Below are 14,044 nucleotides of genomic sequence, written 5' to 3'. Positions count from 1 at the left end.
AGGGAAAGATAATGATAAAAGATGTAATAGCCGCTAATGAAAGGGTGACCCTTAACCAAAAAGAAATAACGGTTTTAAAAGAAACCTTTCCATCATGCTTTAGAGCAGATGGATCGTTTGATATGGTTCGCTTTTCAGAATATTTGAAAGATAAAATTGATATTTCACATGAGGGATATGAATTGAAATTCCTCGGAAAAAGCTACGCAAAAATGCTTGCGTCACTGGATACTGAAACAGTTGTAGTGCCTGATGATGCCCATAATTCACTTCCGGAAAATTTAAATAGTGAAAATATTTATATTAGTGGTGACAACCTTGATGGTTTGAAACACCTGCTAAAATCCTATGCAGGACAGGTTAAGTGTATCTATATTGACCCACCGTACAACACTGGTTCAGACGGCTTTATATATAATGATAAATTTAATTTTACGGTCGATGATCTTGTTACTAAATTAAGCATTGATGAAGATCAAGCACAGCGTATTCTTGACTTAACACAAAGAGGTAGTGCTTCTCATTCGGCATGGCTCATGTTTATGTATCCTCGATTGCAGTTGGCAAGGGATTTGATGAATGATAATGGTGTAATATTTATTTCAATTGATGATAATGAGAAGGATAATTTAAAGCTTTTGTGTGATGATATTTTTGGCGAAAATAATTTTATCGCTTGCATCATAGTACAGTCTAATAAGAGAGGTCAAACATACAAGCAATTAGCAAAAACCCATGAGTATTTGCTAGTTTATATAAAAAACGAAAATGTCATCCTTAATGAGCTACAAAAGGGTGCTGGTTCATTTAACAAACAAGATAATATTGGTGAATTTGAAGAACGAGAACTTAGAAATAGGAATCCTAAATTTGGTCGTTTCAATCGTGCGAATTTATTCTATCCAATATATGCGAATCCTAATAAAAAAGATAATTGCGGATATTACCCAGTATCACTCGAAAAGAATGAGGATTTTAACGTAGAAATATTACCATATAACAGCGAAGGCGGAGAAAGTTGTTGGCGTTGGGGTCAAACTAAATTCAATAACAATAATATCCCGGAATCCTCAATGGATAGTGATGTTGTTGCAAAATTGAAATCAACTGGAGAATATGGATGCTATGAAAAATATAGAAAAGGAACTTATAAGGCAAAAACCATTTGGTATGAAGATAATTTAGTCGGTGATTTGGCTGATGAAGATGATGATATTTGGGAAGAAACAGGTGTTATTACGGAGCAAGGTTCTAAGGAACTGGGTGTTTATGAAATGGCAGATGCATTTGATTTTCCAAAGCCAACTTATTTGCTAAAGAAAGTAATGCAAATCGGTGGAGATAGTAATGCGATTTTTGTTGACTTTTTCTCTGGTTCTGCAACTTCAACAGAGGCTCTAATGACACTGAATGCAGTAGATAATGGCAATCGAAAAATAATAGCTATTCAATTACCAGAAGACCTTGATCATAAATTAGAACTGACCGCAAAAACAGAAAAGCCAAAAGTACAGAAGGTTCTTGATTTTTTAGATTCAATAGGTAAAAGGCATTCTCTTGATGAAGTTGGACAGGAACGAATTCTTCGAGCTTCAAAGAACATTAAAGAAAAATACCCTGACACTACTGCTGACCTCGGTTTTAAACACTACACATTACAAGAAGTGAACCCGGCAACATTAGATAAGATGGAGACCTTTGATAACAGCGGATTTGTTACCGATACAACGGTGTACGACGAATTTGGGGCCAAAACTGTTTTGACAACATGGCTTGTGCGTGATGGATACGGATTTAACAATGATATGGAGAGGGTTGACTTTGCAGGTTATGCTGCATATTGGTGCCGTAATCATTTGTATTTCATAAATCCTGGCTTGACTGAAGATGCAATTAAGGCTCTCGTAGAAAAATATAATTCACAGGGGAGCTTTAATCCGCAAAATTTAATTCTTTTCGGATACAGTTTTAACTATGTTGAGATGGAGAATTTAAAGACGAATGTCAAAATACTCCGTGATTCAGAGAAAAACTTAAAAATCAATCTCGACATCAGATACTAAGGAGGTACGGATTTTGGAACTAATACTAGAAAGAGAATTAGCACATCAGCAGAAAGCTGTTGATACTTTGGTTTCTGCATTTGAAGGCGTGGGAATCACAAAACCGCTTCTTGCATATGAGAATCCTACCTTTGACAATAAAGACCTTCGCTTGATCCATAATATTATGGAAATACAAAATAATATCCGTGGCGATTACCGTGGTCGTCGTGATGAAGGTGAATACCTTAATCTTGATGTAAAAATGGAGACTGGAACGGGAAAGACCTATGTGTATACTCAAACGATCTATGAGATGCATAAACAATATGGCTTTAATAAGTTTATTATTGCTGTTCCCTCTTTAGCAATAAAGGCAGGCACAAAGCAATTTATATCTGATAGCTATGTAAAACATCATTTTTCCGATGCTTGCGGGTACAACTGTGATATTGAATTAGGTCTATTGGAAAGCGCAAAGCAAAGGAAAAAAGGCTTTCTTGCTATGCCTTCCCCAATTCGTGATTTCGTAACCGGTTCTTGCCAGAATGCAAATAAAATTTACGTGTTACTCGTTAATATGCACTTACTGACCAATGGTAATATGCTCACTCGTTCCGATTATGATTATCTTGTAGAGGGTTTTTATAGACCATTTGATGCCCTCAAGGCTACAAAATCAATTGTCATTATTGATGAACCACATAGGTTTGCAAGAGACCAAAAAGCTTATAAAGCTATTGCTGAAGAATTACAGCCTCAGATGATTATTCGCTTCGGTGCAACATTTCCAGAAGTGTCGGAGGGTCGTGGGCGCAATAAGGTCACCTACAAAGATTTAAATAATCTAGTGTATGAATTAAGTGCCTGTGACTCTTTTAATCAGAACTTAATAAAGGGGGTGGCAAAGGAACATTTCGAGCCACTTTCACAGAAAGAAGAAAAAGTAAAATTAACAACCGTTGTATCCAAGACTTCGGCCACTTTTCATTTCAAAAAACGTGACGTAGATACAAAAACATTCACGCTTTCAAGTGGTGATTCCTTATCTATCATAGACCCGGTATTCGAAGGAATTACTATCTCAGCTATTGGAAAGAATTTTATTGAGCTTACCAACGGGCAGGTGAAATTTATGGGTGAAGAATTCAATACTGATATTTACTCTTCTTCATATCAGGAGCAGATGGTAAAATTGGCAATTCAGCGTCACTTCGAAACGGAACGTCAGAATTTCTCCGGCCGGCAGTTCAAGATAAAAACACTGGTGTTATTCTTTATTGATGATATTGCATCCTATAGAGAATCTGATGACGGCAAGATGCCGTACCTCAAAGAAATGTTTGAACGCTTGCTACTTGAAAGGCTGAATTCATTGATAGGGGAATTGCCGGACAGCGAGAATGAATACAGAGAATATTTAAAAGCCAGTGCTGCAAATATAAGTGCCTGCCATGCAGGATATTTTTCACAGGACAATAATGATTCTGATGAGGCAATAGCCCAGGAAGTTGATGAGATTCTTCATAATAAGAAGGGGCTAATATCTCTTTATAATGAAGACGGAACATACAACACAAGGAGATTCTTATTTTCTAAGTGGACGTTGAAAGAAGGATGGGATAATCCTAATGTGTTTACCATTGCAAAATTGCGTTCAAGTGGCAGTGAAAACAGTAAGCTACAAGAAGTAGGACGAGGATTGCGCCTTCCAGTTGATGAAAACGGAAACCGTATATCCAATGAAGAGTTTAAGCTAAATTATATCGTGGATTTTACAGAAGCTGATTTTGCACAAAAATTAGTTGACGAAATCAACGGTGAATTACCAATAACATTAGTATTGAACACTGATGATTTGGATAAAGTTGCAAAAGCAAGAGATGTTGATCCAGATGACTTGTTTACTGAGTTGTTACTCAAAAAGTATATAAACAGGAATTACGAAATTCGTTCTGAGAATAGAGATGCTTTCTTTGCTGAGTATCCAGAGTTTACAAGCGGTGTAAATAGCAACAAGGTAACCGATAATAATAAGAACAAATCACAGCAAATTAAAATCAGAAAAGCTGTATATCCTGAGCTTAAAGAACTTTGGGAAACAATTAATCAAAAATACTATCTTTTTTATGAATCGGATTTGGAATATGAAATAACACAAGCGTTGCATGACATACTTAGGAAAAATGATGTATTTGGAAATATAACTGTTTATAGCCAACGGGATGAAATGACCACTGATGGTAAAAAGATGTGCTTGCAGGAAGTTTCTGGAGTTTCCTATTCTTTAAAGAAACCGTTAGCGTATCATGAATTTATCAAAAGAATCAATAGTCAAACAAGTATTCCGATTACGGTCATTCATGATGCCATGTGCAAATTGGCTGCAGAAAAAACAGTACTTCCAGAACATATAAATGATTATTCAGCTGCTAATATTATTCGGAGTTTTACAGATTGGCGAATTCAAGAAACACAGACTAGATTTCGCTATGCTCGTTCGACACAACCTGTTAATGGAACTGCATTAACTTATAAAGATGGGTCTCCTAGAGAAATGATAAAACAGGGAACTATCGGCACTATGTTTGTTGAGGGCACTCCTTCAGAGAAATATCTATATGACAAGATCGCTTTTGATTCACCATTGGAAAAAGACAATATTTTGATGACAGGAACAGGAATTGATGAGGTCGTGGTATACGGTAAAATTCCAAAATCGAGTATTTCCATTCCTACAATTGTTGGAGAAAACTACAGCCCTGATTTTATGTACGTGGTGAAAAAAAGCGATGGTACTAAAGAATTAAATATTGTAGTTGAGACTAAACTTGTAGAAAACAAATCTACTCTACGAGGTATAGAAAATGCCAAAATTAAATGTGCTGAGGCATTCTTTAAGCAGTTAACCATTGATGGTTATATGGTCTCATTCCATACACAGTTAAGTAATAAAAAAGTTAAACAAATAATCGAAGAAGTAATAAATACATAATGCGAAAGACCACACAAAAGGTATTATCCTTCGGTGTGGTCTTTACTTGTGCCCTCCGCTTGAAGAGAGTCGGTCAAAAATTTATTTGTTTTCTTAAATCCCTAAGTTGAACGCCCTCAAAGCCGTTTCTTTTTTGTTTATCTTAGCTAAATTTTTCTAATAGGTTTCAGCAAATAGTTCAAAATAAGCCTGGGCATGTTTACAGGCCGGACATACAGCTGGTGCTTCGGAACCTTCGTAAATATAACCGCAATTACCGCATTTCCATTTCACATCGCTAAACCGTTTGAAGGTTCGACCCAGCTCAATGTTAGCCGCTAATTTTAAATAGCGGGTTTCATGGGCTTTTTCAGCAATACATACTTCCAGCCAGGTCTCGGCAATCTCATCAAAGCCTTCTTGTTTTGCGATTTCAGCAAATTTTGGATAAAGCTCATTCCATTCTTCATTTTCTCCTGAAGCGGCATGCAGCAAATTGTTTTTCGTGTCTCCAAGAGCAACTGGATAAGTGGCGTTTACTGAAAGTTCAATCGCGTTGCCCATGGTATACTCGTTATCTGTAATATGTTTATAAAATAATTCACCATGCTCTTTTTCATTACCTGCGGTTTCTGTGAAGAATTCACTGATTTGAACATAGCCCTCTTTTTTGGCGATTGATGCAAAATACGTATACCGCATTCTTGCCTGGCACTCGCCAACAAAAGATGCCATCAAATTATCTAACGTTTTTGTTCCTTTTAATTTACCCATTTTTTTCTCCTTTATAATGATTATAAACTTACTTTCAATATATACCCGATTTCACAAAATTTAAACATTCTTGATCATTCGGGTTTATTTAACTGGTCAATAAACTGAATAAGCGCCTGGGCCGCCAAAAAAGGACCATTCTGTTCATAACCGGGAATCCCCAACTGGGTTCTAATCATCCCAATTTCAACGCCGGTTTCGCGCATTTTCTTGAAGGTCTTTTTGGCGATCTTTTCATGTTCCTCTTTAAACTGTACTGCGCCAAAGGGATTGGCAAAATAGGTGGTTGTTATTCCCACTTCTCCGGTAGTACCCTTGGCCATCCGCTTACCTTCACAAAATACTGCGTAGGCCTCATCCAAATCATCAAACATTTCGATGGGCGGTGTCGTGTCGCTAATTTCTTCGTAGTTATTAATATAGAAGACAAAATCAACCCGAGTCGATTTTGATATTTCTTCATAAGACATTTGCGGTACAATAACCCGTGCATTAACAATATTCGGGTTCATAAAAATACTACGATCCATGGTACTGTAGGCATATCCGGGCTGAAGATCATCTAACCGAACAAAGGCGCCAATTTCAGTTCCTACAGCCATTAACTCCCCTTCCTTATTAAAGTGGAGAGAACCCATATCATCAATTAGAATATCAAAATCGCAAGCCAACTCCTTGGGGAGTTTATTGATGGCTTCCAAGGTTTCTGATTTGCCAGCGCCACTATCGCCAATTAGCATGATATTTGCTGATTTCTTTCCACCAAGCCGAATTTTGGCAAAGGCGCCGTGAACTGGCATGGCTTTCTTTTCGATTTGGATGATATTATGAAGGGTAAGCATCATTTTTTTCATATAACCAAAATAGTCAATTTGAGGGCTATCTGGTAAAAGTCCATAATATACCTCGTCTTCTTTGGCAACAAATCCCAGTTTTTCATCGTCTTCAAAAATCGACTCATCCAGGCCAAAGAAAACTACCGCATCCGGCTTTTGTTTGGTAAATTCTTCCGGCGTCGCCATTTCAAAGAGATTAAACAAGCCAGCCCCTAGAGCCAGATATTCTTTTTGAACATAGACAATAGAAAGCAAACGACCCACCTTCACGGGAATGGCAAACCATTCGTCACAGTCCAGATAGAATTTCTGCAAGATCCGTTTGTCTTTTACCGGAAAGACCCCATCGCGTTTACTGGATTGGGTATAGAAAATAACGGGTGGTTCAAAAATCGCCTCCCAGATATAGGGCACCTTATACAATGAATCATTTTTACTTTTTACTTCACGATCAAATTTAAATTTATCCGTTAAAAACGCCACCTGAGCCCCGCTGGGCAGTTGCCGGTAGATACTGACGCTTTTTCCGGTAACATTGAAATGAATGTTTCGATATAAATCCAAGACCATCTTTTTGAAGGCATCATTATTAGACGCCAATGAATACGCCTTGGAACGTTTAGTATTCTCGTCAGCACTATACTCATCGGTTTTAATCATGAACCGCTTGATCGTTCGCCAATAGTTATAAAATCCTTCCAAAAATCCTAAGAATAGCTGCGAATACTCTTCATGTGTGACTTGAATATCAAAATAGCCTGATTTGATGATCTCTTCTAAGGGATTAATATTAAGTAGATAAATAAAATCGACGAATGCCGTTTCGTTAAATTCGCCTTTCTCATTTTCAAAGGGTTCTAAGGTCTTGATCAGATAGGATTTTTTTACAGTGAGTTCGTCGATAAAGGTTCTAACTAATTTCTTAAAAAGAGTTGACTTAATCAGTTGCCCAAAGCTTGTAAATTTTAAATCGCCTTTGATCAAAGCCGTTCGTTCCAAATTAATATTTTTCGATTCCATGATGGCCTCCTATTTTATTATCGCTATTAATTCGTTAATGCTGGTAATCAGGTGGGTCGCCCCAGCCTGCCTTAGTTCATCTTCACTTCCAAAACCATAGGTTACGCCAACCGAGTCAATGCCAACTTCTTTGGCACCAATAATATCATAGTGCCGATCTCCCACCATCAGGACATGCTCTAAACTTTGCACATCATTATCTTCTAATAAATCAGTGATGATTTCTTTTTTATTGCTACGGGTACCGTCATTATAGGTACCATATACCCGGTCGATCTGGATATCAAGATTGAGCGTATCAATTATTTTCCGGGCATTGGTTTCATTTTTAGTTGTCGCCACACCCAGAAAACAGCCTTCTTGATAGAGGGTACGAACCGTCTCTTCGACACCTTCGTAAAGCTTGGCCCGAAACATTTCGCCATTACCAACATACTGCTCCAGATAAAATTCATAGCCTTTTCTGGCGTCATCGAGAGAAAACCCATAAACTTCCTGAAAGGTTTTAAGAATCGGTGGCCCAATCAGCGGTTCGATATCCAGAATTTTCGGATTGGAAACCTTCATTTTTTTTAGCGCATATTCAAAAGAATTATGTATTGTTTCCTTTGAATTAACAAGGGTTCCGTCCAGGTCAAATAATATGTGTGAGTAGTACATTACATCTCCTTTTGCAAACATTCTTCTTAAAACATCAGACTGTGTTATTTGATTAATTATAATATAGATACGCCTCTCCAACAAGACAAAATATTACACTTAACTGGATTAAATCGTTTAACACCGACATTTTCTTAGAAAATTGGTTAAATGTTCCTATCTAAAAGTATCCCTTTATTATATTGTAGCCAGTATGGGGACGTGATATAATATCAACACCAAAATTATTTAAGGAGGATTATAAAAATGATTGCTATACCAATTATTCTCGGTCTTATTGTGATCATCGGTCTGTGGCTTATTTTATCTCGAAATAGCTTTGTCAGTATTAAAAATCAGGTTGAAGAAGCTTTTTCCACCATGGATGTTTATCTTAAAAAGAGATACGATCTGATTCCCAACCTAGTTGAAACAGTCAAGGGTTATGCTACCCATGAATCTGAAACCTTCACCAAGGTAACGGCTGCCCGAACAGCGGCCATGAATTCAACCAGCATTGACGAAAAAATCGCCAATGAAAATGCTTTATCCGGCACCCTGAAAAGTCTTTTTGCAGTGGCGGAAGCTTATCCCCAACTTCAGGCGAATACAAATTTTCTGGATCTGCAACAACAGTTAAAAATGTTGGAGGATGAAATTGCCAACTCTCGCAAATATTATAATGCGGTTGTACGTACCATGAATACCAAGGTTGAATCTTTCCCCAGCAATCTGGTTGCCAGTATGTTCGGATTCAAAAAACAACCCTTCTTTGAGGTTGGTTCTGCCGAAGAACGCGAAAACGTTCAGGTTAAATTTAACTAAGCAAGTCGAATGCATTTAAAAGTTTGTTTATTACAGCAAAACTGACGGCGCGTTAAAGCGCTGTCAGTTAAAATTTATGGGAGGTAAACCATGTGAAAAAGCAAAGCACCTTGATACTTCTAAGCCTTCTTCTTTTAGGAATTCTTTTTCCCGGAAGCACCTTTGCGAAGGAGTCTTTTGATATCAACCAATATGATGTCACCATGAACGTTCAAGAAAACCACGCCTATGATATCGATGAACGTCTAACCGTTACTTTTTCTCAGCCCCTTCATGGAATTTATCAGTTTATCAATTATAAAGGTACATTTTATCGGGAAATTGATGGTCAATCTATTGAAACTCCTTACAACGCCCGCGTAACCAACATAACCGTTCCGGGATGGACTTACGAAACTTATACTGAAAATGACAGTTATGTAATAAAAATAGGTTCCGGCGATGAATATGTTAGTGGGACTCAGATTTATCCGCTCTCATTTAATTGGAACCCTGGTGATGATAAAATTGATTCTATGGACGATGTTTATTATGACATTATCGGACATCAAACAAACACCAATATTCTTGGTGGACATTTCGTAATTAATATGCCTAAAGCTTTCGATGCAAATAATGTAGAATTTTTAACCGGTACTTATGGAAGTCTCGACACAACTGCCGTTGATTTTTCAGTTAATGGTACAACCATCGAAGGAACATTAAACCGTCCACTCTTACCTAATGAAGGTGTTACACTAAAAATAAATTTACCCGAAGGTTATTTTGTCGGCGCTTTCACTGGTGACGAATTCTTACCATTTATGTATATCATTTTTGGTCTATCACTGCTTGGCGGTGCCCTAATCTGGTTTTTCGCCGGCCGCGATAAGAGACCGGTGGAAACAGTGGAATTTTATCCACCGCAGAATTTTACCCCCTCACAAATCGGTTTTATTGTCGATGGTGCCTTAGATAAACCTGAAGTAATGTCCTTACTCATGTATTGGGCCGATAAGGGCTATATGACCATTGAACAGGTGGATAAGAAAAAGTTCATCTTTCATAAGGTAAAAAACCTGCCGGAAACATCCGAGGATTTTGAGCACACCTTTTTTAACGGCATTTTTGATCAGAAAGACAGTTTTTCAACTGCTAGTGTTCCCGACAGCTTCTACGATACCATCGTAGCAACCAAGGAACAAATCAAAGGCTATTTTGATATCCCGAACAATCAGATCTTTACCCTGGCTTCAAAGGTTGGTCTGGCAATTATCAGTATCATTATGTCCCTGCCACTACTGGCTTATGTTATCAATAGCGCTTATAAAATCGGCATGTTTACGCCCTTTTTTGAAGGATTAATCTTTGTCGGCATTGTCTCCTGCTTTGCCGTTGCTCCCACCGTTTTGGGTGCTAATATCATTACATCAGCACTCCGAAACCGCAACGGAGTGGCCAGAAAAAAAACAGTGGGCCAGATGATTCTGGGCATCGTTATCTTGATCGTAGCGGCATTGATTTTGATCGTTATTAACATCCTGCTGGAATACAATTCCCTGCTCCCGGCTTTGCTGGCACTACTGACTACTTATGGCACCGCCTTTTTCCAGATAATTGCAACCAGGCGGACGGAAACGGGACGACTATGGCTGGGACAGGTTCTGGGCTTTAAAAATTTCATCGAAAAAGCCGAAAAGGATCGGATTCTTGCTTTAGTCAATGAAAATCCCCAGTATTTTTTCAATATTCTACCCTATGCCTATGTATTGGGAGTCACTGATAAGTGGGCCAAGAATTTTGAGTCCATTGCTATTGAACAACCCAGTTGGTATTATGGTACCACATATGGCAATAATTTCACCTCGTTATTGTTCGTTTCAAGTTTAACACGGAGTATGAACAGTATCGCATCTGATATTATTGTTCCGCCCAACTCCGGATCCGGTGGATTCGGCGGTGGTGGTTTCTCCGGCGGTGGCGGTTTCTCCGGCGGTGGTGGCGGTGGCGGTGGCGTCGGTGGCTGGTAATCACCCTTTCTCTAAAATCTAAACCGGCTGAAGATACCGATGACCATTCCGTTTTGAAACAATATTTTACCAATAAAAAAACGTCGAATCATTTTGATGATCCGACGTTTTTTTAGTTTCCTCTTTTTTGTTTCCTTACTAAACACTTTTGTTTTCATCCATTTGGTTAATTATTTCACTTGCCAGTGTTTCGGTAATAATCAGATGCTTAAAATAACCGGTTTTCAGCCCACTGATAATCGAAGCAACATTAGCTTCCTGAGGCACAAATCCGATGACATCTCTGACCCGGGCTAACTGCTCTAACGGAATTTGAATGGCGAAGTCATCCTCACTCGGAATTAATTCCCCCTGAGGATTAAAAAAATATGTGAGCAGGCAACCGACAGCCTTTTCTTTGATTAGTTTTCTGCCAAACCGCATTGCTGAACCATGGTCCGGTACTGAGGGAAAGCTTCCCAGGGTTATCAGTGCTGTTGTCGTCTTTTTCCAATAGTCTTCGATGCGTTTATAATCTTCAGTCGCCATCACCTGAGCCTGCTCTTTGGCGGTGGCGGGAATGGCTGGGCAATTAAGAACTTGACCTAGGCGATCAGTTTTTTGAGCGAGCGCCTTGACCAGATCATCTGGGTGATAACCACGCTGGGGCGCCGTTATTGCGCCAATAAGCGGACAGATTACACCGCTATTAAGTTCTCCCGGACTTTTTTTAAATTTGGCAATAATCTTATCAATATTATAACCCCAACCCAAACCGAGTATCTTTGTTTTGGGCAAGAATTCCACGAGCACATCTGCCCCAATTTGATAAAGGTCGTCCGGCAACGTCACCACACGACAGCTTTTTAAGTTAAAAATGTGACACAATTCATGTCTGATTCCTCTGATCGTACGATGGTAGGAAAGTACATCAATTTTTACGATCCCCGCTTTTCTGGCCTTATTTAAAAGGTAACTGACCGCAGGACGTGATATATCTAGATCTCTGGCAATTTCAGACTGGGTTTTGTTTTCCTCATAATATAATTGAGAAACATGTATTAAACGGCACAATTCTTTTTCTTTCAACAAATCACCTCACCTTGACGCTTTAAATGCAGATATAATATAACCCATTCATCAGCTTTTGTCAATTTTACGGATTTCATTACAATTTAGTCCAGAGGAATCAAAATCGTGCATTTAAAGCGATCATCGAGGATTTGAGTCACCATGTTTCCTTCGTAATTTTTCAAAACCTGTTTAACATTAGAAATACCATAACCACTTTGATTGTCCTCAATCCGTTTGCTACTGACCATGTTATTCCCCGCTTTTTGAATCGTTGTCCGATCAATGGTGTTTTCAATGTCAATGAGCAAGCTCTCCCGCTTGTAGTACATATTAAACTTGATAATTTTGTCATGATTCTGCCGGGCATCCCGCAGGCATCCCTCAATGGCATTGTCCAGAACATTCCCCAGTATAATCGACAGATCGATACTGTTCATTTTCAGGTTTTCCGGAATCGCAATGTAATGATCAAAATTTATCTGATGATCAGATGCAACCTTGATTTTATAGTTTAGCAATGCATCGACCACATAATTTCCAGAACGATTATGATCCACCGCATTCTGAAGCAATTCGTGAAACTGCTTCAGGTAATCTTCAATTTCATCAAAAGCCTGATTCTTGATTAAATACTGCATGGTGATGATATGGTTGTTCATATCATGCCATAATCCTCTTACCTCATAGTTCTTTTCCAGCATTTCTTTATAGTGTTTTTGTTGGAGTTCCAACTGAACATTTGCCGTCTTATATTCATTTGTCTTTTTAGACTCATGATCCCAGACTTTAAAGATTATGAAAATAACCACATTGATATAGACCAGGGCACCCAGTGAAGCGAATCCTACCAAATGCCGACCTTCGACATGAACATCAATAAAATAAAGGTTCATGCCGACAATTAAACTGATAACCGGAATACTAATCAGTATAATATTTCGAATGATTGATGAATTCTTCATTCCATCGATCCCGCCATATACCGCGTGAAGGCATCGTAAACTTTCTGATTTCTTTTGGGACTGATAGGAATCATCACACCATTTTTTAATACTGCCATTTTCATCTTGATGCTTTTTACATTCTTGAGATTAACAATATAAGATCGATGACATAAAACAAAGCGAACTGGATCAAGCTCTTTTTGTAGTGCTGTGATCTTATCGTAGTATTCATACGCCTCATCAAAGGTAACGACTTTCATTTTTCTGCCAAGACTCTCAAAGTATAGTATTTCATCACTTTTTAAAAATATTTTTTCATTGTTTATATCAATTTCATAAAAATTAGATCTTGAGTTTTTTATGTCATTTTCCAGTTTTTCTAAAACTTGAAATAATTTTTCTTGCGGGAATGGTTTTAATAAAAAATCGCTGGCGCTAACTGAATAACCCAAAACAGCATATTCAATTAAGGATGTTGTAATAATAATACGGGCAGTATTACCCGATTTTCTGATTTCATTTGCGATATCAATGCCATCTTCCTGATCTAAGCGCATGTCTAGAAAAATAACATCAAACACACTACCACGGTTACTTGCTGCAATAAGTTCATAGCCATACTGAAATGTGGTTAAACAATAATCGGTTTTAAATGGATATCGACTAATCAGATCTACCAGTATTTTTTTATGTTGTTCCTCATCTTCGCAGACTGCAATTTTTAACATCTTTTCACCTTTTATTCCAGCCGAAACTGAACTTTTCAATGAATTATTATATCGTATAAATGTTCTTGTTACAATCTTTTACTCTCATTTCTCCTCTTTCTGTTATTTTTGATGACATCAAACTTTGTTTTCGTGACATCATTATTGTTTTAAACGGCAAAATTTGCTAGTATTAATTATTCCCATTCGATTTAAGTTTT

General features: G+C 37.9%; 10 protein-coding genes. 4 read left to right on the top strand and 6 right to left on the bottom strand.

The annotated features are described in order from the left end of the window. The first annotated feature begins 11 nt into the window (after positions 1-11). Positions 12-2,063 (top strand): site-specific DNA-methyltransferase, encoded by a 2,052-nt coding sequence (locus ACIZ62_RS07770; RefSeq protein ID WP_322518737.1) that lies wholly within the window; start codon positions 12-14, stop codon positions 2,061-2,063. A 13-nt stretch (positions 2,064-2,076) separates the two neighbouring features. Continuing rightward, positions 2,077-5,037, top strand: a complete 2,961-nt coding sequence (locus tag ACIZ62_RS07765) for a type III restriction-modification system endonuclease (RefSeq protein ID WP_322518738.1) — start codon at positions 2,077-2,079, stop codon at positions 5,035-5,037. 156 nt (positions 5,038-5,193) lie between these two features. Here ACIZ62_RS07765 and rbr read toward each other — a convergent pair whose 3' ends face one another. From rbr to ACIZ62_RS07750, 3 genes are all read right to left on the bottom strand, one after another. After that, complete coding sequence (gene rbr / locus ACIZ62_RS07760) at positions 5,194-5,790, bottom strand: rubrerythrin (RefSeq protein WP_322518739.1); 597 nt, start codon at positions 5,788-5,790, stop codon at positions 5,194-5,196. Between the two features lie 74 nt (positions 5,791-5,864). Then, a complete protein-coding gene (locus tag ACIZ62_RS07755) occupies positions 5,865-7,646 on the bottom strand; it encodes a hypothetical protein (protein WP_111887241.1) in 1,782 nt (593 codons plus the stop codon). A 9-nt stretch (positions 7,647-7,655) separates the two neighbouring features. Further along, the gene (locus ACIZ62_RS07750; protein WP_162624422.1) at positions 7,656-8,306 is read right to left on the bottom strand and encodes an HAD hydrolase-like protein; all 651 of its coding nucleotides are present in this window, start codon (positions 8,304-8,306) and stop codon (positions 7,656-7,658) included. Between the two features lie 246 nt (positions 8,307-8,552). Between ACIZ62_RS07750 and ACIZ62_RS07745 the strand changes: the two genes are divergently transcribed. Then, entirely contained in the window at positions 8,553-9,110 is a 558-nt protein-coding gene (locus ACIZ62_RS07745) for a LemA family protein (RefSeq protein ID WP_111887243.1), read from the top strand. A gap of 92 nt (positions 9,111-9,202) precedes the next feature. Beyond that, positions 9,203-11,119 (top strand): DUF2207 domain-containing protein, encoded by a 1,917-nt coding sequence (locus ACIZ62_RS07740; RefSeq protein WP_322518740.1) that lies wholly within the window; start codon positions 9,203-9,205, stop codon positions 11,117-11,119. A gap of 138 nt (positions 11,120-11,257) precedes the next feature. On the opposite strand, the gene ACIZ62_RS07735 is transcribed toward ACIZ62_RS07740, so the two are convergent. The 3 genes from ACIZ62_RS07735 to ACIZ62_RS07725 form a co-directional block, all read right to left on the bottom strand. After that, a complete protein-coding gene (locus ACIZ62_RS07735) occupies positions 11,258-12,187 on the bottom strand; it encodes a sugar-binding domain-containing protein (RefSeq protein WP_414151645.1) in 930 nt (309 codons plus the stop codon). A gap of 86 nt (positions 12,188-12,273) precedes the next feature. Continuing rightward, on the bottom strand, positions 12,274-13,134 hold the full coding sequence (locus ACIZ62_RS07730; RefSeq protein WP_414151644.1) for a sensor histidine kinase: 861 nt from the start codon (positions 13,132-13,134) through the stop codon (positions 12,274-12,276). Next, the gene (locus ACIZ62_RS07725) at positions 13,131-13,844 is read right to left on the bottom strand and encodes a LytR/AlgR family response regulator transcription factor (RefSeq protein ID WP_414151643.1); all 714 of its coding nucleotides are present in this window, start codon (positions 13,842-13,844) and stop codon (positions 13,131-13,133) included. Before ACIZ62_RS07725 ends, ACIZ62_RS07730 begins: the two co-directional genes overlap by 4 nt. Between the last annotated feature and the right edge of the window lie 200 nt (positions 13,845-14,044).

Source organism: Acetobacterium carbinolicum (genome assembly GCF_047456275.1).
In the GTDB taxonomy this organism is placed as follows: Bacteria; Bacillota; Clostridia; order Eubacteriales; family Eubacteriaceae; genus Acetobacterium; species Acetobacterium carbinolicum.
Note: the sequence above shows the minus strand (reverse complement) of the source record. Positions and strands in the feature narration are given on the sequence as shown.